Here is a 25474-nt window from a genome sequence, read left to right as displayed (position 1 = left end):
AAATTTTTAAGGAGATATCCTATGTCTTATCAAGAAACCTATCAAACCTGGCTAGATGTTGCTGACCTGCCTGACTACCTTCGTCAGGATTTATTGGCCATGGATGAGAAAACCAAGGAAGATGCCTTTTATACAAATCTTGAATTTGGTACAGCAGGTATGCGTGGCTATATCGGTGCTGGTACCAACCGCATCAATATCTACGTGGTGCGTCAAGCAACCGAAGGCTTGGCAAAATTGGTCGAGTCTAAAGGTGAAGAAGCTAAAAAACGTGGAGTAGCAATTGCTTACGACACTCGCCACTTCTCTCCAGAGTTTGCCTTTGAATCCGCACAGGTCTTGGCAGCCCATGGTATCAAATCTTACGTCTTTGAAAGCCTACGTCCAACGCCAGAATTGTCCTTTGCTGTCCGCCACTACAATGCCGTTGCAGGTATCATGGTGACTGCCAGCCACAACCCTAAAGAATTCAATGGTTACAAGGTTTACGGCGAAGATGGTGGACAAATGCCACCAGCAGATGCGTCTGCTTTGACAGACTACATCCGTGCCATTGACAATCCTTTTGTAGTGGAATTGGCTGACTTGGAAGAAAGCAAGGCTAATGGTCTGATTACGGTTCTCGGTGAAGAGACAGACCGCCTCTACCTGGATGAGCTCAAGTCTATCAATATCAACAAAGACTTGATTGCTGAGCATGGTAAGGACATGAAGATTGTCTATACCCCACTTCACGGTACTGGTGAGATGTTGGCACGTCGTGCCTTGGCTGAAGCTGGTTTTGAATCTGTGGCAGTTGTTGAAGCTCAAGCAACAGCTGATCCAGACTTCTCCACTGTTGCCTCGCCAAACCCTGAAAGTCAAGCTGCTTTTGCACTTGCCGAAGAACTTGGCCGCGAAGTTGGTGCAGATGTATTGCTGGCAACAGACCCAGATGCTGACCGCGTTGGTGTTGAAGTTCGTCAAGCAGACGGTTCATACTGGAACCTGTCTGGTAACCAAATCGGTGCTATCATTGCCAAATACATTCTCGAAGCCCACAAACAAGCTGGTACTCTACCAGAAAATGCTGCCCTTGCAAAATCTATTGTGTCAACTGAATTGGTAACCAAGATTGCCGAAAGCTATGGCGCAACCATGTTCAACGTCTTGACAGGTTTCAAATTCATCGCTGAAAAAATCCAAGAATTTGAAGAAAAACACAACCATACTTACATGTTTGGTTTTGAGGAAAGCTTCGGCTACCTCATCAAGCCATTTGTACGTGACAAGGATGCCATTCAAGCTGTTCTCATGGTCGCAGAAATTGCTGCCTACTACCGCTCTCGTGGCATGACCTTGGCAGATGGTATCGACGAAATCTTCAAGGAATACGGCTACTTCGCTGAGAAAACCATCTCTGTTACTCTTTCTGGTAAAGACGGTGCTGAGCAAATCAAGGCTATCATGGCCAAGTTCCGTGACAATGCCCCTGAGCAGTTTAACAGCACAGACATTGCCCTCTTTGAAGACTTTGCTCTGCAAAAAGCTGTCGCTCTTAACGGAACGACAACTGAACTGACTACTCCTCCGTCTGATGTGCTTAAGTACACCTTGACAGATGATAGCTGGTTTGCCGTCCGCCCATCAGGTACCGAGCCTAAAATCAAATTCTACATCGCAACAGTCGGTGAAACCCTGGCTGAAGCTGAAGAAAAAATCGCCAACATCGAAAAAGAAATTACAGAATTTGTAGGATAGAAATAAGGTCACAGCTGAGCTGTGGCTTTTTCTGGCTCTTTGTCAACTGTAGTGGGTAGATGAAAAGCTAACACCTAGAGAGGACGAACTTCGTTCTCTCTTTCTTTATGTTCAAAGCAATCAAAATTCGTTTTTTAAAGTTTTCAAAGTTCCTGAAACCAAAGGCATTTCTCTTAATGACTTTGATGAGATTATTGGTAGCTTCCAGTTTGGCGTTGGAATAAGGCAATTCTAGGGCATTCAAAACCTTGTCTTTATCCTTTAGAAATGTCTTAAATACCGTCTGGAAAATAGGATTAACAGTGGCTATTTCCTGTTCGATGAGACTGAAGAAATGATCTGAGTTTTTCTCTTGGAAATGGAACAAGAGAAATTGATAGAGTTGATAGTGTTGTCGTAGTTCCTCTGAAAAAGACAGTAGTTTTTCTAGGATTTCCTTATTAGTCAAATGCATGCGAAACATAGGGCGATAAAATCGTTTATCATTGATTTTACGGCTATCTTGTTGTATCAATTTCCAGTAGCGTTTCAAAGCACGGTATTCGTGCGATTTTCTGTCGAATTGATTCATAATTTGAATACGGACACGGTTCATAGCACGGCTAAGGTGTTGTACGATATGAAAGCGATCAAGGACGATTTTGGCATGCGGAAAAAGCTGTTTAGCCAATTGGTAGTATGGGCTATACATGTCCATAGTGATGACTTTAACGCGGTTTCTAACCTTTCTAGGATAGCGTAGAAAGTGGTTTCGGATGGTTGCTTGAGTTCTTCCGTCAAGGATAGTAATGACGTTTAGGGAGTTGAAATCTTGTGCGATAAAGCTCATCTTCCCCTTCTTAAAGCCATATTCATCCCAGCTCATCACCTCAGGTAAGATATTCCAATCTGTTTCAAACTTGAACTCATTAAGCTTTCGACTAACTGATGATGTTGAGATAGATAGCCTGTGTGCAATATGTGTCATTGCTTGATTTTCGATGAGTAACTGGGCGATTTTCTGGTTAACAGCGACAGAGATTTGGTGGTTCTTCTTGACAAGAGGAGTTTCAGCGACAGCCATTTTTCCGCAATCTTTACACTTGAACCGACGCTTTTTAAGGCGGATGAGGAGTGGATAACCAGCAGTTTCTAGGTAGGGGATTTTGGAGGCTTTTTGGAAATCGTATTTAGCCATTTGTCCCTTACAAGAAGGACATTTAGGGGCTGTGTAATCCAAGTGACCATGTAGTTCTAAGTGAGTTCCCATATCATATTCATCAGTGATAAGGATATTTTTGTCTTTAATTCTGAGAAAATTTGTGATAAAATTTAGTTGTTCCATATGAGCCTTTCTAATGTGAGTTTGGTTGCTTTTCATTATAGGTCATATGGGACTTTTTGTATATACTTAAAAAGCTCCATAATCTCCACGGTGGTTTTACCCACTACAGAAATTATAGAGCCCTTTTTCTATGGTTATATTTTAGCAACTAATAAAATCAGTTATGCCGCTTCATCCGCTCGATGATTGACCAAATCAATAACTTGTGGTTGGAAGAACCGAAAAACTAAAAAAACGAATCTATAAGACTGTAGTGGGTAAATCCCCTATAGAGATTATGGAGCCTTTTTGAGTATCAAAAAAGTCCCTTATGACCTATAATGAAAAGCGACTAAACCATCATTAGAAAGGAATCATATGGAATAGATAAACAGTCAGGGAAGTGACTGTTTATCCCCGAGCCAAGAAATAATAAAGCGAGGATAGTATCACAAACTTACTGGGAACGAAAGACCCCAACATCACTATTTTGGATTATGTATAGCACAATGAAACAAAAACAGTACATTTGTGGTATAATGTACTTATGGCATATTCATTAGATTTTCGTAAAAAAGTTCTCGCATACTGTCAGAAAACCGGCAGTATTACTGAAGCATCTGTTGTTTTCGATATTTCACGCAACACCATCTATCAATGGCTAAAATTAATGGAGACTACTGGCGAGCTTCATCACCAAGTTAAGGGAACCAAACCAAGAAAAGTTGATAGAGAAAAATTAAAGAACTATCTTGAAGCTCATCCAGATGCTTTTTTGACTGAAATAGCTTCTGAATTTGGCTGTCATCCAACAGCTATTCATTACGCTCTCAAAGCTATGGGATATACTCGAAAAAAAAGAGCTGTACCTACTATGAACAAGACCCTGAGAAAGTAAATCAGTTCCTTAAAGAATTTAATAACTTAAGTCACTTGACACCTGTTTATATTGACGAGACAGGGTTTGAGACATATTTTCATCGAGAATATGGTCGATCTTTGAAAGGTCAGTTGATCACAGGTCAGGTCTCTGGAAGAAGATTCCAGCGGCTATCTTTAGTCGCAGGTCTTATAAACGGTGAGATTATAGCCCCAATGACCTACAGAGAAACCATGACGAGTGACTTTTTCGAAGCTTGGTTTAAAACATTCTTACTACCCACTTTAGATAGACCATCTGTTATCATTATGGACAATGCAAGGTTTCATCGGATGAGTAAGCTAAAAGAGTTATGCAAGGAGCAGGGTCATAGACTTTTACCACTTCCTCCTTACTCACCTGAGTATAATCCCATTGAGAAAACATGGGCTCAAATGAAAAAACACCTCAGAAAAGTATTGCCAAATTGTGATACTTTTCTTGAGGCACTTTTGTCCTGCTCTTGTTTCAATTGACTATAGACTGCACTTCTCACAAAGAAATTCTTGCCAAGCTGGATTATTCAGCTATTTTTACAATCATCAACGTTTTCAAGAGCGCAACAACGGCCCTGCCCCTCTTGAAATGAGGAACAAGGCCGTCGCCTAATCTTTTATTATTTCATTGTCCACTTGACAGGGAGCTGTTCAAATACTTTAGCGAGTTTAACGGTTATTTCTTTAACCAAATAACTTTGATACAGTCTTAAACGGATTTACGCAGGAGTTAGTTAGCGCTAACTCCTTTATATTTTTATTATAAACCACTGAACTTGATTTTTTAAGTAAAATACCTGGGAACTTATATGAATGCTAAGAATTGTGTCCTGGGATATGTAGAGGATTCGTGACCTATATTATACAATCCTAGCTACTTATCACCCATTTTTTCCTGCTCATAAAACGCCTGCAAGGCCTCTTGCCATGTCGGGATGACAAAGCCAGTCGCTTTCGCCTTGTCCAAGCTCATAGTCGAGTTGAAAGGACGTTTTGCCTTGGCTGGGAATTGGCTAGAATCAACTGGCAAGACTTTTGTATCAGTATCTTTGAGGATTTCCGTCGCAAAATCAAACCAAGTTGTATCCTCTGTCGCATCATTGGACAAATGGTAATAACCAAATGCTTGCTTGGTTTCCACCAAATGTACCATAAATTCTGCCAAGGTTCGTGTCCAAGTTGGACGACCATGCTGATCATTGACAACTGTCAAGGTATCGCGGGTCTGTGCAAGGTTTTGCATGGTAAAGACAAAGTTCTTACCGTAATTTCCAAATACCCAAGCCGTGCGAACAGTGTAGAACTTATCTGCGTATTTCTCAACGGCCTCTTCGCCCAAACGCTTGGTACGGCCGTATTCTGACTGAGGATCTGGCTGGTCATCCACCTGCCACTCCTGACCGATTGGTAAATCGCCGTTAAAGACGTAGTCAGTTGAGATATAGACCAATGTTGCGCCATATTTAGCCGCAGCTTTGGCTACATTTTCAGATCCAGTAACGTTGATTTTGTAGTTGAGCTCCTTGCCCTCGTCCTCTGCCATGTCCACCGCTGTGTAGGCCGCACAGTGGTAAACGACGGTCGGCTGGACTTTTTCAAAGAAAGCGTCTACTTTTTCTGCATCGGTAATGTCCATCTCTGCCACGTCGGCAGCCACATAATCCACACCACGCTCATCCAAAAGATAGCGCAACTCCGTTCCCAATTGGCCATTGGCACCTGTGATTAAAATCATAATGTACTCCTTATTTCAAGAAGAGGCTGGGCAAAAAGCCTAGCACCACTCTTCAGAGTTCGTGTCAACATCTCAGCGCAGTGGTTGATTGGCATATTTGTTCGTGTTTTACACTCCAAATCTGACCTAATCAACTGTGCGGGGGTGGGAAGACGAACTCTTTTTTAACTAGTCGAGTTCTTTCCCACTCCCAAGATTTTATTTAATAACTTCCTGCGTCTTGGCATACTTGGCTTCAACAGCCTCTTTCTCAGCCTTCCACCAGTCTTGATGGGTAGTATACCAATCGATGGTATCCTGCAACCCTTGCTCAAAGTTGGTAAATTCTGGTTTCCAACCAAGCTCATCGCGAAGTTTGCTTGCGTCAATAGCATAGCGCAAATCGTGTCCCGCACGGTCTGTCACATGGTCGTAGGCATCTTTTGGCTGCCCCATTTTCTCAAGAATGAGCTCCAAGACTTCCTTGTTGTTCTTCTCGCCATCGGCACCGATCAAGTAAGTTTCGCCCATCCGACCCTTGGTCAAGATAGCCCAAACACCTGTTGAATGATCATTAGTGTGGATCCAGTCGCGAACGTTCTTACCTTCACCGTAGAGTTTTGGCTTGATACCTGCCAAGATATTGGTAATCTGGCGCGGAATGAATTTCTCGATATGTTGGTAAGGACCGTAGTTGTTTGAACAGTTGGAAATGGTCGCTTTGACACCAAAAGAACGAACCCAGGCCTTCACAATCAAATCTGAGGCAGCCTTAGTTGATGAATAAGGTGATGATGGGTTGTAGTTGGTTTCCGCTGTGAATTTTTCACCCGGACCTTCACCATGACCCGGCAAGTCTTCACGAAGTGGCAAATCACCATAAACTTCATCAGTTGACACATGGTGGAAACGGATGTCGTATTTACGAGCCGCTTCAAGCAAAGTGTAAGTTCCAATAAAGTTTGTATGGATGAAGGGGCTTGGGTCATTGAGCGAGTTATCGTTGTGGCTTTCCGCTGCGTAGTGAACGATCGCATCCGCTTTAGCAGCCAACTTATCCACCAATTCGGCATCTGCGATATCGCCGACAACCAACTCCACACGGTCACCCAGAATTTCTTCCAAGTTAGCCTTGTTTCCAGCATAAGTCAATTTATCCAAGACGGTCACATGGACGTCTGGGTGGTTATTGTAAACGTAGTGCACGAAGTTTGAGCCGATGAAACCAGCTCCACCTGTAACGATGATATTTTTATACATTTTTTTCTCCGAAAATGTTTTTTATTTTTTTGAGCTGCTTAAGGTAGCGTGGACGCAAGCAACCGCCTTAGGCGTTTTATTGCTTATTTTCGAGCCAAAAGTCTCGAAAATCCCCTGTATCGAACTTCCAAAGCAGTTCGGGTACTATCTCTACAGCAGTAACTCCCCTTTATAGGCTCGCTTTGCTCGCCGTATATTCTAATGCGTTATTCCCAAAACTTCCTGTAAGTATTCAATCTTGACCAAATCTTTACGATTATTATTTTCTGCCCGATAGGAATCTTTGGAGGAGGCTTGATAGATATGTAGGTATTGCTCAAGAGTTGGGAGATAGAAATGAACTCCTTGATCAACCATTTCTTCCAAATCCTCCAATGCTACTCCGGCAAAGTCTGGTAAGGAATTAAGACCGCCAAACTCAACTGACAAATCATCCTTTTGAAATTCATGCTCATGGCGGTCAACTAAGTGAAAACCAAGTTTTTCCATGATAGCATTAAGCTCTTCAAATTGGTAAATCCGTCCTTCATCCGGCGCATACCAACCTCTGGGGTCACTCGGGATATGAATATCCAAATCACCTGCTTGCCAATCACGACCGGTCCGCTGTTCCCAACCAACGGAACCCATCAACAAAGGTGTGATGTCGATTTGATTGAGTTCTTGGGCTATTTCTAAAAACAACTGATACATCTTACAACTCTTCCGCTTTCAAGGGCTTCACGTCTTTGAGCATTGGATGGTTTTTATCTGCTTCTGAGACTTCTGCTTCTTCCAGGTTTTCCCATTCAATGTTAAGGCTTGGATCAGCGTAGTTGACAAAAGCGTACTTAGGCTTGAGTTCCAATGCCCAGTAGTCGTTGACCAAGTAACTGTATGACACAAAGTCAGATAAGACTTGGAAACCATTGGCTACACCACGTGGAACAAAAATCCCTTTTGAAGCATCGATAACGGTTTGATAGGTATTACCAAAGGTTTCGCCTTCGCGAAGATCCACCCAGGTTCCCAAAACCTTACCAGCGTCTGCTACTGAGATGTACTTGTCCCAAGGCTCCGCGTGCAATCCACGAAGGACATGCTTGCGCGAAAAGCTGACGTTATTCTGCAACTTCCCTTCCGCGAAAAAGCTTTCTGGGAAACCAAGTGGCAACATTTTTTCCTTTTGGAAGTTCTCCTTGAACCAGCCACGGTTGTCGCCATGAACTGGAATGTCAAATTCTAACATCCCTGGAATACCTTCAACTGGACGGGCTGCGAGTGTTTTACCGAAAAAGTTTTCTGTCATTAAGCCTCTCCAATCAAACGGAGCAAGTATTGTCCGTATTCATTTTTCTTAAGCGGTTGTGCCAATTCATGCACTTGTTCTTTTGTAATGTAGCCCATGCGGTAAGCAATTTCTTCCAAGTTAGCCACTTGAACATTCTGCAAGCGCTGAACTGTTTCGATGTATTGAGCTGCTTCCAAGAGACTTTCATGTGTACCAGTGTCCAACCATGCAAAACCACGTCCCATCAACTCTACAGACAAATCGCCACGTTCCAAGTAAGCCTTATTGACATCCGTAATTTCCAACTCACCACGTGGTGAAGGTTTGATGTTTTTCGCAATTTCCACCACGTCATTGTCATAGAAATAAAGACCTGTGACAGCGAAATTTGATTTTGGCACTTCTGGCTTTTCTTCAATGGAAATAGCGTTCATGTTTTCATCAAACTCAACGACACCAAAACGTTCTGGATCCTTGACGTGATATCCAAAGACTGTCGCACCTTTTTCCTTGTTGGCTGCCCGTTGGAGCATCTTGGTCAGGCCATTTCCGTGATAAATGTTGTCACCGAGAATCAGGGCAACATTGTCATTGCCGATAAATTCTTCACCGATGATAAAGGCTTGCGCAAGTCCATCTGGACTTGGCTGCTCTGCATATTCCAAAGAAATACCCAGCTCAGAACCGTCACCCAACATATCCTTGAAGCGTGGAAGATCCTGCGGCGTGGAAATGACTAAAATCTCCTTAATCCCAGCCAACATCAAGGTTGACAACGGGTAGTAAATCATGGGTTTGTCGTAAATGGGCATGAGCTGTTTGGAAGCTGCACGCGTCAGCGGATAGAGGCGAGTGCCTGAACCACCGGCTAAAATAATACCTTTCATAGTCTTACCTTCCTGCATATAATATCAGTCCATTATACCATATTTTCAGCGTTTTTGTCATAAGGAAAAAGCCTCCGAAGAGACTTTCAAGTTTATCCAAGAGCCACGTCCAGAATCATCATGATGATGAAACCAGCCATGAGGCCCAGCGTTGCAATATCCGTATTTCCATTGGTCTGGGACTCCGGAATGAGCTCCTCGACCACGACGAAAATCATAGCACCGGCCGCAAAAGATAGGGCATAGGGTAAAATCGGTGTCATGTAGGTCACCGCCACCGCCCCAATCACAGCAGCAATAGGCTCAACAATCGCCGACATGGACCCCCAGAAAAAGGCCTTACTTCGAGTCGCACCGTCTGTCCGAATGGGGATGGCCAGGGCTGCTCCCTCAGGAATATTTTGCAGACCGATACCGACTGCTAACCCAATAGCACCTGCAAGGGCAGCAGGACTAAAGTTCGACGCCAGAGCACCAAAGGTTACCCCGACCGCCAGCCCTTCGGGGATATTGTGGATGGTTATGGCCAAAAATAGCAGAGCTGTTTTAGACAGATTTTTCCTGTCCTCCTCACCCCCACCTTCGGCCTGAGATTTGTCGTGCCCCAGGTGCAAATGTGGCACCAGAGCATCGACCAAGCGTAAAAAGATGCCTCCAAATGCAAAACCAAGAGCTGCAGGCACCCAAGCCCAGGCGCCATAGGTCTCCTCCGCATAGCTAATCGAAGGAGCCAAGAGAGACCAAAACGAGGCCGCAATCATCACTCCAGCTGCAAAGCCCAACATGGTATCTAAGAGCCTCCGACTAATCGTTTTAAAGAAAAAAACAACCGCTGACCCTAAAATAGTACAGGACCAGGTAAAGAGCCCTCCCAACAAGGCCTGTACAACAACTGATTGTTCCATAAACCAGGTCATAGAAGAACCAACTTTCTAAATCAATATCTTAAGTTCCTCTAGCATACCCCAAATTCAGAAGAATTGCAAGCTCAAATAGTTTGGATAAGTTTTGGAACCGAAAATAGAGCAAAGGTTGTTGCCACTGCCTTCAACCTGGCCCTTGCTCACTGGTATCTTTCTATTTTGGTTAAGAAAAGCACCACTAGGGTGCCAAGCATAATTTTTAGGCTCTATAATTTCTGTAGTGGGTAAAACCACCATGGAAATTATGGAGCCTTTTTGAGTATATACAAAAAGTCCCATATGACCTATAATGAAAAGTGCTCAAACTATCATTTTAGAAAGACTCATATGGAACAACTAAATCTTATCACTAATTTTCTCAGAATTAAAGACAAAAATATTACTATCACTGATGAATATGATATGGGAACTCACTTAGAACTCCACGGTTACTTGGATTACATGGCTCCTAAATGTCCAGAATGCAAGGGACAAATGGCTAAGTACGACTACCAGAAAGCATCAAAAATCCCTTACCTAGAAACTGCTGGTTACCCACTCCTTATCCGCCTTAAAAAGCGTCGTTTCAAGTGTAAAGAATGTGGGAAAATGGCTGTCGCTGAAACTCCTCTTGTTAAGAAAAACCATCAAATATCTGTCGCTGTTAGTCAGAAGATCGCCCAGTTACTCATCGAAAATCAAGCAATGACACATATTGCACACAGGCTAGCTATCTCAACATCATCAGTTATGAGAAAGCTCAATGAGTTCAAGTTTGAAACGGATTGGAATACCCTACCTGAGGTGATGAGTTGGGACGAGTATGCCTTCAAGAAGGGGAAAATGAGCTTCATCGCTCAAGATTTCGACTCCCTAAATGTCATCACCATTCTCGACGGAAGAACTCAAGCAACCATCCGAAACCACTTTCTACGCTATCCTAGAAAGGTTAGAAATCGAGTCAAAGTGATTACCATGGATATGTTTAGTCCCTATTATCAACTTGCTAAACAGCTTTTTCCGAATGCAAAAATTGTACTCGACCGCTTTCATATTGTTCAACACCTTAGCCGTGCTATGAACCGTGTCCGTATTCAAATCATGAATCAATTCGACAGAAAATCGCAGGAATACCGTGCTTTGAAACGCTACTGGAAATTGATACAACAAGATAGCCGTAAAATCAATGATAAACGATTTTATCGCCCTATGTTTCGAATGCATTTGACTAACAAGGAAATCCTGGAAAAACTCTTGTCTTTCTCTGAGGAACTACGACAGCACTATGAACTCTATCAGCTTCTCTTATTCCATTTCCAAGAGAAGAACTCAGACCATTTCTTTGACCTAATTGAACAAGAAATAACCACTGTTAATCCTATTTTCCAGACGGTATTTAAGACATTTCTAAAGGATAAAGACAAGGTTTTGAATGCCCTAGAATTGCCTTATTCCAACGCCAAACTGGAAGCTACCAATAATCTCATCAAAGTCATTAAAAGAAATGCCTTTGGTTTCAGGAACTTTGAGAACTTTAAAAAACGCATTTTGATTGCTTTGAACATAAAGAAAGAGAGAACGAAGTTCGTCCTCTCTAGGTGTTAGCTTTTCATCTACCCACTACAGTTGACAAAGAGCCAATTTTTACAAATGTCGAAAGGGATTGGTCGACACGGTTGAAGGCAAGATTTCCACATCCCAGCCGTTTTCAGCCTTCCAGTTCTCTAGCAAATCAGCGATTTTCTTAATAAAGAGCACCTCAATGTGATGACCTGGGTCAATGGCCAAGAGGCCCTGGGTCAGCATGTCCTGACCAGTATGATAGTAAATATCACCAGTGATATAGACATCCGCATCCTTCGCAATCGCATCCTGATAGAAGGAACCGCCACTACCGCCACAAATAGCCACTCGACTAACATATTGCTGGGCTTGATGACCATAGGTAACCAGGCGAACCACATCCAGACCAAAGACGGACTTAACCTTCACTGCCAGCTCCTCCAAGGTCTGCTCTGCTATGGTACCCACACGACCAATACCGTGACCTTCAATAGTCTCATGAAGAACGGTCGTCTCCTCTATCCCCAAGAGTTCACAGAACCAGTCGTTCAGACCACCCTCGACCACATCAATGTCCGTGTGGCTGACATAGACCGCAATATCGTACTTAATCAAATTCAGATAAATCTGATTTTCCAGCTTATCCGCCACCAAATCCTTAATCGGACGGAAAATAGGGGCATGCTTGACAATAATCAAATCCACCTGCTTGTCAATGGCCTCTGCCACTGTCGTTTCACGAATATCCAGGGCCACCATGACCCGCTTGATATCCTTTTTCAGCGTCCCGATTTGCAGACCGCTGACATCCCCTTCCATGGCTAGATAGGGCGGACAAAAAGCTTGATAACGCGCGATGAGTTGACTAGCTAACATGCAAAACCTCCTTGATGTGATTGATTTTTTGGGAAATGGCAGAGCGGTCATCCTGTCTTTCCAGGGGCACTTGTTCCAGGGCATAAGTGAGCTTATCCAGCTCCTTCAACCACTTATTAACAAAGACAGCTGAATGCTGCTCCAACAAATAAGGTCCAAATCGCTCTTCTGTTGCAGACAAGCTCATCTTTCCTGGCTCCGCTACTAGGATTTCATAGAGTTTGTCATTTTCTTCCAGGATTTCCTCGGCAATCAGACGGTATCCACTTGCCTGGAGCCAGCGCCGCACATCGTCCTCTCGGTTATTTGGCTGGAGAACCAAGCGCTCAACGGCTGCTAACTTATCCTGACCGGCCTCCAAGATATCGGCGATGAGCCTACCGCCCATGCCTGCGATGGTCACAGCAGTAATATGGTCAACAGCTTCTACGGCCGCCAGCCCATTGGCCAAACGAACCAAAATCCTGTCCGTCTGTCCCGCCTGCTCGACGTTTTGAAGGGCAGACTGATAGGGGCCCTGGACCACTTCACCTGCCACGGCGAAGTCAATCCTGCCCTGCTCCACCAAAAAAAGAGGGAGATAAGCATGGTCACTCCCTACATCAACTAAGCGTGCTCCGGTTGGCACGAAAGATGCGACTGTTTCCAGCCGTTTTGATAATGTTGTTTCCATTTTACTCTTTCCAGAGATCCATGGCCGCCAGAAAATCGCTGGATGCAGTGACATTCTTGGGCGATGGTAAATCTCTTTCTGCATTTTTTGCCTCTACTTGAGCGACGGTGGTAATGCCCTCCCGACGCCAGTTGCGCAGAATAGCTTGAATATATTTCCAGTTGGTCTTATTGTTGAATACGGCCTCTTTGAGGGCTGCTCGAATGAGCTCAACGGAGGTCCTGTCCTCTTCAATCGTCTTCTGCAAATCCTCAATCTCAAAAGGCGACAGGAGACGGCCAAGTTCTCGCTCAAAATCACCCACAATGGTCTTCAAATCATTAGCAGGAGCAAGAATCTCCACAGCAGATTCCTTAGGCGCAGCAAACAAACCATCCAGCTTTTCCAGGGCTGGGGCTGCATCAAAAATCATCTCAATCTCACCATCTAAGATAATGGTTTTCATCTCCAGCAAGCCTGAATCCTGCAGCTGTTCAATGGCCCGATTCACCTCGGCCACCGTAGCTCCAATGGCCTGAGCGATGTCGCTTGGGGCAAGGGTTTCTAATTTACTGGTATTTTGAAAATAGAAAAACTGCCAAACCAAAAAAGTCTGTGATGAGGGAAATATATCCTTAAAATGAAATAGTAAGGCAGAAGACAGGACCAAGTGGCCCTGCTGAAATTGCTGTGAATAATTCATACTTCCTCTTTATAAACTCGCTGAAAGAGCTGATAATTCTGCGTGATTCCAGTCGTAAGGTGTTTCTTGATAGACCGCATAGTTGACCCAGTTTGTAAAAAATTGTGCTGCTGGCAAATTCCAAGACAGAGCTGGTCTGCTGGTCGGATCATCGTTTTTGAAATAATTCTCTGGCACATGGGGATTTTTCCCAGCCAGGCAATCTCGCTCATATTCCTTAGCCAGGGTGTCACGGTCGTACTCCAAATGACCAAAACTATAGACTTCTCGCAAGTCCTTGCTGGCTAGGATAGACAGGCCGACATCTGCTCCTTGGGATAGAATTTCCAGCTGTCCCAAATGAGCAATATCTTCCGCCTTGACCTCCGTATAGCGGGAATGAGGTGAACGAAACTCATCATCAAATCCACGCATGAGGGGATTGTTTGCCCCTACTACTTCTTGGCAATAGACGCCGGACAATTTGCGATCCATCTGGTATTTTTCGACACCGTAGCGGGCGTACAGTCCAGCCTGTGCCCCCCAACAAATATGCAAGGTTGAGTAGACATTAGTCCTGGACCAGTCGAAAACCTGGACCAGTTCCTGCCAATAGTCCACTTCCTCAAATGGTAAATTTTCCACTGGAGCACCAGTGACGATGAGCCCGTCAAAATAGCTATCCTTGACCTCTTCAAAGGTCTTGTAAAATTGGTCCAAGTGGTCAGCGTGAGTATTCTTGGATTCATGACTGACCATGTGCAGAAATTCCACTTCAAGCTGCAGGGGCGTATTGGCCAAAAGACGGAGCAACTGGGTCTCCGTCACAATTTTTTGGGGCATAAGATTAAGAATTAAAATCTTTATCGGACGGATGTCCTGATGGCTAGCTCGGTCGCTATCCATGACAAAGATATTCTCTTGTCTCAAAATATCTACTGCTGGTAAGGATTTTTCAATCTTGATTGGCATGGACAACCTCCTAATTATCTTATTATCTATTATAAAGCAGGTGTCCAGACAAATCAAATAGCTTAAAATTAGTACCAGTTATAGATTATAACTATACCCTTGATAGATAATCTTAATAATGCATCAAAACCTTGTAGTCGTAGTCGCCGATAGCTTCACGGCCTTTGAGGTCATCTAACTCAATCAAGAAGGCACATCCAGCAACAATTCCACCCAATTTTTCAATCATTTCGATTGTTGCTTTGACCGTACCACCAGTAGCCAACAGGTCGTCTACAATCAGGACACGTTGACCAGGTTTGATAGCATCTGCGTGCATAGTCAAGGTATCCACACCGTATTCTTTTTCATAGTCAGCCGAAATCACTTCGCGTGGCAATTTCCCTGGCTTACGAACTGGTGCAAATCCGATACCCAATTCAAAAGCAACAGGACAACCTACGATAAATCCACGCGCCTCAGGACCAACAATCATATCAATATCCTTGCTAACAGCATACTGCACAATCTCACGAACAGCATAGCTGTAGGCATTTCCATCAGCCATCAAGGGGCTAATATCACGGAACTCGATACCCTCTTTTGGATAGTCAGGAATAGTTGCGATGTAATCTTTTAAGTTCATGTTTTTCTCACTTTTTAAAAATAATTTTACTCTCTATTATACCATGATTTTATCTTTTGGCATAATCTAAATCCTATATCTCTGGAAAATTCCTTTCGCAGTTTAGCTACCTGGGATACTCTGCTATTTCCCCCAGAGGAAAATATTCCCTGCCGGTTGAAATAGGAATGGTCCCAGCCCACCTTGGACTTGCGCAGTTGGAACCAGTAAATTCGAACCGGAGACAGATAAGCCCCTGCCTTGGAACGGAGGATTTTCTTACGGTAGACAGGGTCGTGGGGACCAACCGGTTTCATGTCCAGCTGGTAGTGCCTGCGATTATTGGCCCTGGCATAGTTAAAGGAGGCACCGTTGACCTGACCATTTAAGGTCGGAGTCTCATCCAAAATCAAGGCAAAGTTCCCCTTTTCATCCAAAATAAACTCACTGTGAAAATGGATGAGGACCTTGATGTTGAGGGGCAGGCTCTGTGTTAATTTTTCCCTGCGAAAGAGTTGCTTGTTGTGGAGGCGGGCAGATTGCCGCAACTGGTAACTCCGGCGTGGCAAAGTAGACAGATAGCTAGTCAAGGCCTGCCAGTCTGATTTCCCCTGCCCGTAGTGCCTGCGGACCCAATCCGCCTGCTGGTAGGAAATCAAGTAACGGAGCTGGTGAACCTGCTTAGGTAGGCTCTCATCAGGGTAAGCTAAGTCAACTAGCCGAGCAAACTCCCGCCAAAAGGCATGATGCGGAGGCAGATTTTGGTCCATCTGTCCCATTAACCAGGTCAGGTGCTTCTGCTCCAATTCCTCTGGAAATTCAAGACTGGCAATAATCTGGTCCACCAACTGAGCAGAGCTTGCCTGGTCCAAGTTTCTTCTCATTTCCTTCAAAGTCTCCGCACAGGCTTGGCTGGCAAAGGTCAACTGGTCTAGTCTCTTAGCTTGAAGAGGAATGCTACAGGTCCGACACTTACGCCAGGGTAAGAAGGGCAGACAGATAAGGACTGCCAATAATAAGACCTGCCAGATCATGATGAACCACACAGCCAATCATAAATTTCTTGGACCGTTCCCAGGGCAAAAAGCTCCTGCTGGACGACCATTTTCTTCAGGTCTTGGTAAATCTGACTGTCCGAAATCTCCCGCTTCTGGGCATCCTTATTAACCCTCATCACCCCATCTGAAATGGTGACAAACTCCAATTCCTGGAAAATCTGAATCATCTTGACCAGCAAGCTGTCCTTAATTTTCAGATAAGCAGCCAAATCCTTGAGTTTATAACGCACATCAAACTCATCAAACTGGTAAATGGTCTTATAGAGCTTGGCAAATTGCTCCCGACTCCCGTATCCATCCAAATAATAGGGCTTGGCTATCTCATTTTTGAAGTAGATAGCCTCGAATTGATGTTCTTGGAAATAGCTGCGCAGTCTTTCTAAATCCTCTGGCAAGCTAGCTAGAGCAACGACAGGCGAACTCGTCTGCTCTGCCATGTCCACCAGAGGAACGCCAGCAGGAATCGGAAGCTGTTTACTGCGAATGTTATAGAGCTGAACACCGTCCACACGCGCGTCCACCAGCATGAGTTGCAGGCTGGTATTACCATTCCATTTGTTGACAGAAAGGGTCACAGCCAGCTCCAGATCCTTGGCCTGAGAAAATTCCAGAGCAAGATTGCCCTTGCCAAAGGCAACGACGTCAAATCCGGCTGCTCCCTTACTAATCCGGAGCTTAAGGTGGGCATTGTTTTGCCCCATAGTCCGGGCAGACTCAACCTGAAAATCCTTGACATAAAAGACCGGTTTTTTGTTGTCCATGCCGTAGGGAGCCAGCTTGTCAAAGGATTTTAAAGTATCCAGGGTCAATTCCTCTAGGTCAAGCTCCTCATCAATAACTAGTGCAGATTTCTGAGACAAGTCCAGTTTATTCTCTTCGATAAAGGTTGCTAAAGTGTTCGCCAGCTGGTCTAATTTATCCACTTCCAGCGTCATTCCAGCAGCTCCAGCGTGACCGCCAAAGGCGATAAAGAGGTCCTGGTGGTCCTTGAGAGCTTGGAAAATATCAACAGCCTCCGGTGACCGGGCAGAGCCCTTGGCCCGCCCTGCCTCAATGGACAGGACAATGACCAGCTGGCCCAGCTCTTCCAAGAGACGGCCTGCAACGATCCCCAGCACACCAGGATTCCAGCCTTCCTTGGCTAGTACCTGTACAGGCCGACTGGTGTCTATCATGGTCTTGGCCTCATCGTAAATAGCCTGGACAATATCCTTGCGTTCCACATTTTTAGCATCAATCATTAGGGCAATTTCATGGGCCTCTTCATCGTCAAAGCCAGTCAAGAGTTCAAGGGCTGGATTGGGGTCATCCAGGCGGCCCAGGGCATTGAGGCGGGGGGCAATTTGAAAACCGACCGTTTCTTCATCAAGGCTATCGAGCTCAATCCCAGCAATCTTCATCAATTCTTGTAGGCCAGCCCGCTCAGTTTGTTTGAGCAGAGAGAGGCCGTATTTGACCATAACCCTATTTTCATCGGTCAGGCTGACCATATCGGCTATGGTTCCAATTGCGACTAGGTCCAATAGGTCTGCATGAACCGTCTCCAAAAGAGCGCATGCCAATTTGAAGGCGACGCCACAGCCAGCCAGGTGCTTAAAGGGATAGTTGCCTTCGGGATGCTCTGGATGAACAATGACATAAGCAGCCGGTAAAGTCGCCTGAAGGGAATGGTGGTCCGTCACAATCACATCAACACCCATCTCTTGGGCATAGGCAATAGCTTCATGACCCGCTACGCCATTGTCAACCGTAACAATGAGAGAAATCCCCTGCTGCTCAATAAAATACTTGTAGACAGACTGGTTGGGGCCATAGCCATCGGTAAAGCGGTTGGGCAGGTAGACCTGGACCTCCGCCCCTAACTCCTCCAAGGTCTCCTTCAAAATCGAAGCCGATGTCATGCCGTCCGCATCGTAATCACCGTAGATCAGAATCTGCTCGTAGTCCTCAATGGCCCGACGAATCCGCTCAACGGCCTTGTCCATGTCATGCAGTAGATAAGGATTATGCAGGTCTTCAAGGCTGGGCTGCAAAAATTTCTGCAAATCCTCTGCTGTCTGGATGCCCCGCTCGTAGAGGAGCTTGGCTGCGATAGGGTCCAGCCCTTCTTTCTTTGCCAATTTGACAAATGTTTCATCAGAAAAACCGGTCATCAATTGCCAGTCATATTGTGGTTTAATCACACTTTTTTCTCCTTAGCATCTATCTTTCCATTATACCATGTTCAAAGGAAAAAACGACAGGGAAAATCTGTCGTTTTCTATAATAAGGGGGCAATAATGCGCATAATGGCTCCGGCCAGTCGTTTGTTCCACGAATAGGTTGTGATAAAGGGCAGGAGCTTGATTTGCTGGGATTTCTTGAAGGACTGGTCAAAGTCTTCCTTGATTGCTGCTAGAACACCTGAATGGTTGTAGATATAAAGACCACACTCGAAGTTTAGATAGAAAGAACGGAAATCCATGTTGACCGTCCCCACCGTTGCCTTTTTGTCATCCACCAAGACCACCTTAGAATGGACAAAACCTGGCTGGTATTCGTAAATTTCGATGCCTGATTCTAGGTAGGTCGGAAAATCTGTCCGAGCAGCCAACATGGCTGATTTTTTATCATAGATATGAGGCAGGAGTAACTTGACCTTGACGCCGCGTTTAGCCGCGTAGGTTAGATTGTCAATCATCTCGTCATCCAAGACCAGGTAGGGCGTCATGATGTAAATGTAATCTGTCGCAGACTGAATCATGTCCAGATAGACACGCTTGGCCACCTCATCTCCATCAAAGGGATTTTCTCCGTAGGGCAGGAAGAAACCTTCGCCATCAATGGTCTCTGTCTCCAAGTCCTTGTGGGATTTGAGGTACTTGAGGTCCTCAGTCTCCCCTTTTTCGTCATAGTTCCACATCTGCAGGAACATGAGGGTAAAGTTGGCAACCGCCTCCCCCCTAATCATGATAGCAGCATCCTTCCAGTAGCCAAACCGAACGATTTTATTGATATATTCGTCCGCAATATTGACCCCACCTGTAAAGGCGACTGTTCCGTCAATGATGGCAATTTTGCGGTGATCGCGGTTGTTTTGAATAGTGGAAAGGGCCGGGATAATCTGCGAGAATACCTTGGCCTTGATTCCAAAGGTCCGCAGCTGCTTATAGTAGGAATAGGGCAGATTGGTCAGAGAATTGGTCCCGTCGTACATAAAGCGCACTTCCACTCCCTGCTCTGCTTTTTCCTTCAAAACGGCCAGAATAGAGTCCCACATATAGCCCTGGTCCACAATGAAGTATTCCATGAAAATGTAGTTTTCTGCCTTTTTCAATTCCTCCAAAAGAGCTTCAAACTTGGCCTCTCCACTGGAAAAATACACCGCATCCGTATTAGTATGCAGGGCATAGCCGACATAGTCACTCATATAGTTGGCTAGCTTGAGCTGCTCCTTATCCTCCTTGGCCAGTGCCTTCATGACCTTGTCAGAAGTGCTGGAGAATTCGCGCAAGCGCTCAGCCTGTTTATAGAAATTCTTCCGATAACGCCTCGTTTCAATATTGGACTGGAGAATGAAATAAAAGAGGGCTCCAAAAATGGGAATGCCACTGACACAGATAATCCAGGTCAGCTTAAAACTAGTAGTCATTGGACGATTGATAATGGAAATGGCCACCAGAATAGAAAAAATCTGCATAATGGACCAAAATGCCGGCATATAATTGGTCGCCTCAACCACAAACCAAAAAATCAGAAAGACCGTCAGAGCAAGCAGGCTAATGACAATAAAAGTCCTCGAATAAATAATCTTCCACAGTTTTTCCATAGTCGTCTCCTAAATCTTTATACCAGTATATCACAAATCCCCTAGATTGAAAATACTAAGGGAAAAGAAGGACTGACTTACCCAGCCTGATTGGGCACGTTTTTCATACCTACCGCTGGGTTGGTATGGCTACACGAAATATGACAATCGTCAAAATAATCAGAATATATAACGGATTCGACGCTTGATGCACATTCTAGGTCTACGTTCCATTATCAGAAGAGCCAAGGGGTAGTGTACTAAGACTAGCTTTGTCAATGTAGAGGACAACATTCTCAATCGTAATTTTACAGCTACTGCTCCCAATCAGAAATGGTGTACAGATGTGACTTTCTTGAAGTACGGCTTCAGCTGTAAAGCCTATTTGAGTGCTATTAAGGACCTATACGACGGCTCAATTGTCGCATATGTGGTTGGTCTGTTTAATAATAACGAATTGGTATTGGAAACACTTCGTAAAGTACAAAAAGCTAATCCTAATACGACACCATTAATTCACAGCGACCGAGGCTCGCAATATACTTCGAAAGATTATTACCGTTTAACTACCCAGTATCAGATGACCCGCTCCATGTCTCGTGTTGGTAAGTGTATTGACAAGGCACCAATGGAAAGTTTCTTTGGGCACTTTAAGACGGAGTGCAATGATTTGAAGAAATATAAGACTTTTGAGGAGCTAGTTTCAGATATTGATGCCTACATCTATTTTTACAATCATCAACGTTTTCAAAAGCGCAACAACGACCTTGCCCCTCTTGAAATGAGGAACAAGGCCGTCGCCTAATCTTTTATTATTTCATTGTCCACTTGACAGGGAGCTGTTCAAATCTCTAGTATAAGAAGCAATTTCTTCTTCGGTGTCCGCGTCCACAAAGGTTAGCCGATCAAGGTTGGCGATTGACTCAAAAATCGAATCACGATTTTTCTCTAATTCTTGCCCAGCAGAAGCAGAAGGGTTTGAAACCTTTAGGAAAACACGCAATCCATAAGGTCTTTCATCAGACTGAATCTCTATATGGTCATACTGATAAGCCGTTGGATAATCTTGTAAACTGGCAATTTTAACTACCTTGTTATTGTCACCGACATATTCTGTTCGATAGTCTTCGATCGATTCGCCACTATCTTTAGCCGTGGACTGGCAAGCTGTTAAGCTGAAGATCGATAAGCCAGCTACTAGAAAAACAAATAATCGCATACCTCTCATGTGACGCTCCTCCATTTTTTGTTATACAAATATATTTTACACAAAAACGATGGAAAGCAAGGATTAGGCTCCATAACTATGACCGCTTTACAGACAAATTAGCCAGATAATCTGGGCCAAATTGGGACAGGCGATTGCGGCTGTCTTTGGATTCATATAAATCAATCATGGCAAAACCAGCTCGTAATTGTCCAGCAATTTGTTCTTCTAAGGTGTGGCTAAATTCATAGCCATATTCTGGATTGATGCTGACCTGGCCAGCTTCTTCTAATTTCCGTGAATTGAAAGGCAGGCTATATTTGGGAACCAAAGTCTCTTCTGGACGATCCCAAACATCATCCCCGTCAAATATGTAAATCCAAGGGTTCATGTAGCCCACCATGAGTAGTCCACCCTTTTTCAAAACCCGATAAGATTCCTGCCACATATTTGTCAAATCTTCGATGTAAACATTTGAAACTGGACAAAAGATGATGTCAAAACTCTCGTCTTCAAAAGGAAAGGCTTGTGTCATACCTGCCTGGACCGTTTGCAAATCCAGATTTTCCCGCTCCGCAACCAAGCAATCCTTATCCAGCTGTTCCTTGGAAAAGTCCATAATGGTCGTTTTGTAACCATGAGCCGCAAAAATTGGTCCCTGTTGACCACCACCGCATGCTAGACCCAGCAATTTCTTGCCTTGGGCTTTTTCAAACCAGTCAAGCGGTACTGTCTTTCCAACCGTCAAAGAAACGGATAAGGGCTTATCTTTGGCAACAAGAAATTCCTCATGACTGAGCGGAATCGTATAGCCATTTCCTTGTCGAGCTGAAACCCGATTCCAACGTTCTTGATTGTAGTTTACATAATCTGTCATTTTTTTCCTCGCTTGAGGCCTAGCCAATATGACCTCGTTCTGTTTTTTTCATGATTTCCCCCCTTTACTATGCTCATTCTATTATGGCATAAAGAAAGAGAAAAAGCTACCTATCGATAGCTTTTAGTCTACGTCAAGTCGTTAAAATCCCAGACATCGTCAACCCAACCTTCATAGAAATCAGGCTCATGGCAGACCATGAGAATTGAGCCCTTGTAGGCTTGAAGGGCACGTTTGAGTTCGTCCTTGGCATCCACATCCAAGTGGTTGGTCGGCTCGTCAAGAACCAGGACATTGTTTTCACGGTTCATAAGCAAGCAGAAACGAACTTTTGCCTGCTCACCACCCGAAAGAACTTGAATCTGGCTTTCGATATGCTTGGAAGTCAGACCGCAACGAGCCAAGGCAGCTCTTACTTCTGCTTGGTTGAGGGCTGGAAAGGCATCCCAAACAGCTTCCAGAGGGGTCTGACGATTTCCACCAGCAACTTCCTGTTCAAAATAACCGAGTTCTAGATACTCCCCACGCTCCACAGAACCACCGAGCGGTGGGATAATACCTAGAAGACTCTTGAGCAGTGTTGACTTACCGATACCGTTGGCACCAACAATGGCAATCTTTTGGTTGCGTTCAAAGGTTAAATTGAGCGGTTTACGCGTCAAGACACGGTCGTAACCAATCTCTAAATCAGTCGTCTGGAAAATAAAGCGGCTTGGTGTCCGAGCCATCTTGAAATCAAAGCTCGGTTTTGGTTTTTCAGCTTGGAGCTCGATAATTTCCATCTTGTCCAATTTCTTCTGGCGGGACATGGCCATATTCCGTGTGGCCACACGGGCCTTATTGCGGTTTACAAAATCCTGCAAATCTGCAATTTCCTTCTGCTGACGCTCGTAAGCTGCTTCTAACTGGGCTCGTTTCATAGCGTGTACTTCTTGGAACTGGTAATAGTCACCTGTGTAACGGGTCAATAGCTGATTTTCCACATGGTAGACAATGTTAATCACGTCATTCAAGAATGGAATGTCGTGCGAAATTAAGACAAAGGCATTTTCATAGTTCTGCAAGTAGCGTTTGAGCCAGTCAATATGCTCTGCATCCAAGTAGTTGGTCGGCTCGTCAAGGAGCAGGATATCTGGCTTTTCCAGAAGCAATTTAGCCAAAAGAATCTTGGTCCGCTGGCCACCGGAAAGTTCAGTCACATCCTTGTCCATGCCATAGTCCATGACACCAAGAGCACGCGCTACTTCGTCAATTTTTGCGTCCAGCGTATAGAAATCACGACTTTCCAGACGGTCTTGTAGCTCCCCGACTTCCTCCATGAGGGCATCCATATCCGCTCCCTCATCCGCCATGGACATGTAGATATCATTGATACGCGCCTCTGTCTTGAAGAGCTCATCAAAGGCTGTCCGCAAGACATCACGGACCGAATTACCTTTTTCTAGCTTGGCATGCTGGTCCAAATAGCCTGCGGTCACATAGCGAGACCACTCCACCTTACCTTCATCTGGCTGGAGCTGACCGGTCACGATGGACATGAAGGTCGATTTCCCTTCACCGTTGGCACCGATAAGTCCGATATGCTCACCCTTGAGCAGGCGGAAGGAGACATTCTCAAAAATGGCGCGGTCACCAAACCCATGACTTAAATTTTTTACTTCTAAAATACTCATATTTCCTCACAACATCAAAGAACTGGAGTAACCAAACTCCAGTTTTTACTTTTATTCTCGCAGTCTTGAGTGGAACTTCTTCGCCTATCAGCTGTGAAATTCCTACTCAACCTTGCGGGGGTTAGACAACGAAATCAAACTCTACGAGTTACTGATTTCTGTCTAACTCCCAATCTCTGCACGGACCACATCTGCAATGGTATCTACATAGTAGTCCACTTCTGCATCCGTTGGCGCCTCAGCCATGACACGGAGGAGCGGCTCGGTACCGCTGGGACGGACAAGAATACGGCCGTTGCCTGCCATTTCAGCCTCCATTTTCTCGATAATAGCTGCTATAGCTGGTACTTCCATAGCCTTATCCTTCATGCTGTTTTCCACACGGATATTGACCAATTTCTGTGGATAGATAGTAACTTCTGCTGCCAATTCAGACAGTGTTTTGCCTGTTTCTTTCATGACTTTTGTCAATTGCACAGCGGTCAGCTGGCCGTCTCCTGTGGTGTTATAATCCATCAGAATAACATGTCCTGACTGCTCACCGCCGACATTGTAGCCACCCTTGCGCATTTCCTCCACCACATAACGGTCGCCAACTGCGGTTACAGCTTTTTCTATGCCTTCACGCTCCAAAGCCTTATGGAAACCAAGGTTGGACATCACAGTTGTCACAATAGTATTTCTAGCTAGCAATCCCTTATCTGCCAAATATTTGCCAACGATGTACATGATACGGTCGCCATCAACCAAGTCACCATTTTCATCGACAGCAATTAAGCGGTCACTATCACCATCAAAGGCAAGACCAATCTGGCTACCTGTCTCCTTGACCAATTCCTGCAGCTGATCTGGGTGGGTCGAACCAACGCCTTCGTTGATGTTGAGACCGTCTGGCTGCTCGGCCATAACCGTCAGGTCTGCCCCTAAGTCAACAAAGATTTGGCGGGCTGAAGTCGCCGCAGCACCATTTGCTGTATCGAGGGCAACTTTCATGCCTTCTAGGTCAACACCTGTGGACACCAAGAATTGTTGGTACTTGCGCAAGCCTTCTGGATAGTCGACTACGTCGCCCAAACCTTTGGCAGACGGGCGAGGAAGTGTGTCCTCTTCAGCATCCAAGAGCGCTTCGATTTCTGCTTCCAAGGCATCGTCCAATTTGAAACCGTCACCTGCGAAGAACTTGATACCGTTGTCTTGGGCTGGATTGTGACTGGCAGAAATCATAACTCCAGCACTCGCTTTTTCCGTACGTACTAGATAAGCGACGCCAGGTGTTGCCAGAACACCCAGCTTGTAAACGTGAATCCCTACTGATAGAAGTCCGGCTACCAGTGCAGCTTCCAACATCTGTCCAGAAATACGCGTATCACGCGCCACAAAGACACGTGGCGTATCCGTTTCGTGTTGACTGAGAACATAGCCACCAAAACGACCCAACTTGAAAGCCAACTCTGGTGTCAATTCTACGTTTGCTTCACCACGGACACCGTCCGTACCAAAATATTTACCCATTTTTCAATTTCCTCAATATG

Annotated in this window: 22 protein-coding genes and 1 pseudogene; 4 read left to right on the top strand and 19 right to left on the bottom strand. The window is 44.8% G+C overall.

From position 1 onward, the window contains the following. Positions 1 to 21 precede the first annotated feature (21 nt). Positions 22 to 1740: a phospho-sugar mutase gene (locus AB1F57_RS06210; protein ID WP_367986287.1), complete on the top strand. Its 1719-nt coding sequence runs from the start codon at positions 22 to 24 to the stop codon at positions 1738 to 1740. Positions 1741 to 1807: 67 nt separating this feature from the next. Here the strand turns inward: AB1F57_RS06210 and AB1F57_RS06205 are convergent, their stop codons facing one another. Further along, positions 1808 to 3064: an ISL3 family transposase gene (locus AB1F57_RS06205; protein ID WP_167785830.1), complete on the bottom strand. Its 1257-nt coding sequence runs from the start codon at positions 3062 to 3064 to the stop codon at positions 1808 to 1810. A 526-nt stretch (positions 3065 to 3590) separates the two neighbouring features. On the opposite strand from AB1F57_RS06205, the gene AB1F57_RS06200 reads away from it, so the two are divergent. Next, positions 3591 to 4438 (top strand): IS630 family transposase gene (locus AB1F57_RS06200; RefSeq protein ID WP_367985866.1). Its coding sequence is split into 2 segments (ribosomal slippage): positions 3591 to 3894 and positions 3894 to 4438, totalling 849 coding nucleotides; the frame shifts between segments, so codons are not numbered across the junction. 394 nt (positions 4439 to 4832) lie between these two features. On the opposite strand, the gene rfbD is transcribed toward AB1F57_RS06200, so the two are convergent. The 6 genes from rfbD to AB1F57_RS06170 all read right to left on the bottom strand — a co-directional run bounded on the left by rfbD (position 4833) and on the right by AB1F57_RS06170 (position 10006). After that, entirely contained in the window at positions 4833 to 5693 is an 861-nt protein-coding gene (rfbD, locus tag AB1F57_RS06195) for a dTDP-4-dehydrorhamnose reductase (RefSeq protein ID WP_167785277.1), read from the bottom strand. A gap of 198 nt (positions 5694 to 5891) precedes the next feature. Then, positions 5892 to 6932, bottom strand: a complete 1041-nt coding sequence (rfbB, locus tag AB1F57_RS06190; protein WP_174853053.1) for a dTDP-glucose 4,6-dehydratase — start codon at positions 6930 to 6932, stop codon at positions 5892 to 5894. Between the two features lie 198 nt (positions 6933 to 7130). Then, the gene (locus AB1F57_RS06185; RefSeq protein ID WP_367986286.1) at positions 7131 to 7625 is read right to left on the bottom strand and encodes a phosphoribosylanthranilate isomerase; all 495 of its coding nucleotides are present in this window, start codon (positions 7623 to 7625) and stop codon (positions 7131 to 7133) included. Between the two features lies 1 nt (position 7626). Then, the gene (locus AB1F57_RS06180) at positions 7627 to 8220 is read right to left on the bottom strand and encodes a dTDP-4-dehydrorhamnose 3,5-epimerase family protein (protein WP_105138672.1); all 594 of its coding nucleotides are present in this window, start codon (positions 8218 to 8220) and stop codon (positions 7627 to 7629) included. Further along, the gene (rfbA, locus tag AB1F57_RS06175; RefSeq protein WP_105138680.1) at positions 8220 to 9089 is read right to left on the bottom strand and encodes a glucose-1-phosphate thymidylyltransferase RfbA; all 870 of its coding nucleotides are present in this window, start codon (positions 9087 to 9089) and stop codon (positions 8220 to 8222) included. Before rfbA ends, AB1F57_RS06180 begins: the two co-directional genes overlap by 1 nt. A gap of 92 nt (positions 9090 to 9181) precedes the next feature. Next, positions 9182 to 10006 carry a ZIP family metal transporter gene (locus tag AB1F57_RS06170; RefSeq protein WP_105122675.1) on the bottom strand — a complete coding sequence of 275 codons (825 nt, stop codon included), beginning with the start codon at positions 10004 to 10006 and terminating at the stop codon, positions 9182 to 9184. Positions 10007 to 10339: 333 nt separating this feature from the next. Between AB1F57_RS06170 and AB1F57_RS06165 the strand changes: the two genes are divergently transcribed. Beyond that, positions 10340 to 11596: an ISL3 family transposase gene (locus tag AB1F57_RS06165; protein WP_174853283.1), complete on the top strand. Its 1257-nt coding sequence runs from the start codon at positions 10340 to 10342 to the stop codon at positions 11594 to 11596. A 39-nt stretch (positions 11597 to 11635) separates the two neighbouring features. Here the strand turns inward: AB1F57_RS06165 and AB1F57_RS06160 are convergent, their stop codons facing one another. From AB1F57_RS06160 to cls, 8 genes are all read right to left on the bottom strand, one after another. Next, positions 11636 to 12430 carry a Nif3-like dinuclear metal center hexameric protein gene (locus AB1F57_RS06160; RefSeq protein ID WP_105138673.1) on the bottom strand — a complete coding sequence of 265 codons (795 nt, stop codon included), beginning with the start codon at positions 12428 to 12430 and terminating at the stop codon, positions 11636 to 11638. After that, on the bottom strand, positions 12420 to 13103 hold the full coding sequence (locus AB1F57_RS06155; RefSeq protein ID WP_105138674.1) for a tRNA (adenine(22)-N(1))-methyltransferase TrmK: 684 nt from the start codon (positions 13101 to 13103) through the stop codon (positions 12420 to 12422). The genes AB1F57_RS06160 and AB1F57_RS06155 overlap by 11 nt, the downstream gene beginning before the upstream one ends. A 1-nt stretch (position 13104) precedes the next feature. Continuing rightward, positions 13105 to 13785, bottom strand: a complete 681-nt coding sequence (locus AB1F57_RS06150) for a DnaD domain protein (RefSeq protein ID WP_367986284.1) — start codon at positions 13783 to 13785, stop codon at positions 13105 to 13107. 9 nt (positions 13786 to 13794) lie between these two features. Beyond that, a complete protein-coding gene (gene metA, locus AB1F57_RS06145; protein WP_105138676.1) occupies positions 13795 to 14736 on the bottom strand; it encodes a homoserine O-succinyltransferase in 942 nt (313 codons plus the stop codon). Positions 14737 to 14848: 112 nt separating this feature from the next. Continuing rightward, a complete protein-coding gene (locus AB1F57_RS06140) occupies positions 14849 to 15361 on the bottom strand; it encodes an adenine phosphoribosyltransferase (protein ID WP_105110758.1) in 513 nt (170 codons plus the stop codon). A 26-nt stretch (positions 15362 to 15387) separates the two neighbouring features. Then, positions 15388 to 16386 (bottom strand): DUF3114 domain-containing protein, encoded by a 999-nt coding sequence (locus tag AB1F57_RS06135; RefSeq protein WP_367986282.1) that lies wholly within the window; start codon positions 16384 to 16386, stop codon positions 15388 to 15390. Beyond that, a complete protein-coding gene (gene recJ, locus AB1F57_RS06130) occupies positions 16371 to 18581 on the bottom strand; it encodes a single-stranded-DNA-specific exonuclease RecJ (RefSeq protein WP_367986281.1) in 2211 nt (736 codons plus the stop codon). The genes AB1F57_RS06135 and recJ overlap by 16 nt, the downstream gene beginning before the upstream one ends. A gap of 77 nt (positions 18582 to 18658) precedes the next feature. After that, complete coding sequence (cls, locus tag AB1F57_RS06125; protein ID WP_367986280.1) at positions 18659 to 20206, bottom strand: cardiolipin synthase; 1548 nt, start codon at positions 20204 to 20206, stop codon at positions 18659 to 18661. Between the two features lie 172 nt (positions 20207 to 20378). Here cls and AB1F57_RS06120 point away from each other — a divergent pair. Further along, a pseudogene (locus AB1F57_RS06120) lies at positions 20379 to 20990 on the top strand (IS3 family transposase); the annotation flags it as partial. Positions 20991 to 21002: 12 nt separating this feature from the next. Here the strand turns inward: AB1F57_RS06120 and AB1F57_RS06115 are convergent. The 4 genes from AB1F57_RS06115 to glmM all read right to left on the bottom strand — a co-directional run bounded on the left by AB1F57_RS06115 (position 21003) and on the right by glmM (position 25454). After that, positions 21003 to 21404 (bottom strand): DUF4825 domain-containing protein, encoded by a 402-nt coding sequence (locus AB1F57_RS06115; RefSeq protein ID WP_167785270.1) that lies wholly within the window; start codon positions 21402 to 21404, stop codon positions 21003 to 21005. An 85-nt stretch (positions 21405 to 21489) separates the two neighbouring features. Continuing rightward, positions 21490 to 22269, bottom strand: a complete 780-nt coding sequence (locus AB1F57_RS06110; RefSeq protein WP_367986279.1) for a class I SAM-dependent methyltransferase — start codon at positions 22267 to 22269, stop codon at positions 21490 to 21492. A 128-nt stretch (positions 22270 to 22397) separates the two neighbouring features. Continuing rightward, positions 22398 to 23942, bottom strand: a complete 1545-nt coding sequence (locus tag AB1F57_RS06105) for an ABC-F family ATP-binding cassette domain-containing protein (protein WP_105137984.1) — start codon at positions 23940 to 23942, stop codon at positions 22398 to 22400. Positions 23943 to 24104: 162 nt separating this feature from the next. Further along, on the bottom strand, positions 24105 to 25454 hold the full coding sequence (glmM, locus tag AB1F57_RS06100; RefSeq protein WP_170239146.1) for a phosphoglucosamine mutase: 1350 nt from the start codon (positions 25452 to 25454) through the stop codon (positions 24105 to 24107). Between the last annotated feature and the right edge of the window lie 20 nt (positions 25455 to 25474).

Origin of the sequence: Streptococcus nasisuis (genome assembly GCF_040836615.1) — a bacterium.
Taxonomy (GTDB): domain Bacteria; phylum Bacillota; class Bacilli; order Lactobacillales; family Streptococcaceae; genus Streptococcus; species Streptococcus suis_V.
The sequence above is the reverse complement of the archived record's forward strand: the minus strand, read 5'-3'. Positions and strand labels throughout refer to the sequence as shown.

Bases quoted from the DNA above. Each gene is read 5' to 3' on its own strand.
- AB1F57_RS06210 (WP_367986287.1), top strand. From the start codon at position 22: ATGTCTTATCAAGAAACCTATCAAACCTGGCTAGATGTTGCTGACCTG.
- AB1F57_RS06205 (WP_167785830.1), bottom strand. From the start codon at position 3,064: ATGGAACAACTAAATTTTATCACAAATTTTCTCAGAATTAAAGACAAA.
- rfbD (WP_167785277.1), bottom strand. From the start codon at position 5,693: ATGATTTTAATCACAGGTGCCAATGGCCAATTGGGAACGGAGTTGCGC.
- rfbB (WP_174853053.1), bottom strand. From the start codon at position 6,932: ATGTATAAAAATATCATCGTTACAGGTGGAGCTGGTTTCATCGGCTCA.
- AB1F57_RS06185 (WP_367986286.1), bottom strand. From the start codon at position 7,625: ATGTATCAGTTGTTTTTAGAAATAGCCCAAGAACTCAATCAAATCGAC.
- AB1F57_RS06180 (WP_105138672.1), bottom strand. From the start codon at position 8,220: ATGACAGAAAACTTTTTCGGTAAAACACTCGCAGCCCGTCCAGTTGAA.
- rfbA (WP_105138680.1), bottom strand. From the start codon at position 9,089: ATGAAAGGTATTATTTTAGCCGGTGGTTCAGGCACTCGCCTCTATCCG.
- AB1F57_RS06170 (WP_105122675.1), bottom strand. From the start codon at position 10,006: ATGACCTGGTTTATGGAACAATCAGTTGTTGTACAGGCCTTGTTGGGA.
- AB1F57_RS06165 (WP_174853283.1), top strand. From the start codon at position 10,340: ATGGAACAACTAAATCTTATCACTAATTTTCTCAGAATTAAAGACAAA.
- AB1F57_RS06160 (WP_105138673.1), bottom strand. From the start codon at position 12,430: ATGTTAGCTAGTCAACTCATCGCGCGTTATCAAGCTTTTTGTCCGCCC.
- AB1F57_RS06155 (WP_105138674.1), bottom strand. From the start codon at position 13,103: ATGGAAACAACATTATCAAAACGGCTGGAAACAGTCGCATCTTTCGTG.
- AB1F57_RS06150 (WP_367986284.1), bottom strand. From the start codon at position 13,785: ATGAATTATTCACAGCAATTTCAGCAGGGCCACTTGGTCCTGTCTTCT.
- metA (WP_105138676.1), bottom strand. From the start codon at position 14,736: ATGCCAATCAAGATTGAAAAATCCTTACCAGCAGTAGATATTTTGAGA.
- AB1F57_RS06140 (WP_105110758.1), bottom strand. From the start codon at position 15,361: ATGAACTTAAAAGATTACATCGCAACTATTCCTGACTATCCAAAAGAG.
- cls (WP_367986280.1), bottom strand. From the start codon at position 20,206: ATGGAAAAACTGTGGAAGATTATTTATTCGAGGACTTTTATTGTCATT.
- AB1F57_RS06115 (WP_167785270.1), bottom strand. From the start codon at position 21,404: ATGCGATTATTTGTTTTTCTAGTAGCTGGCTTATCGATCTTCAGCTTA.
- AB1F57_RS06110 (WP_367986279.1), bottom strand. From the start codon at position 22,269: ATGACAGATTATGTAAACTACAATCAAGAACGTTGGAATCGGGTTTCA.
- AB1F57_RS06105 (WP_105137984.1), bottom strand. From the start codon at position 23,942: ATGAGTATTTTAGAAGTAAAAAATTTAAGTCATGGGTTTGGTGACCGC.
- glmM (WP_170239146.1), bottom strand. From the start codon at position 25,454: ATGGGTAAATATTTTGGTACGGACGGTGTCCGTGGTGAAGCAAACGTA.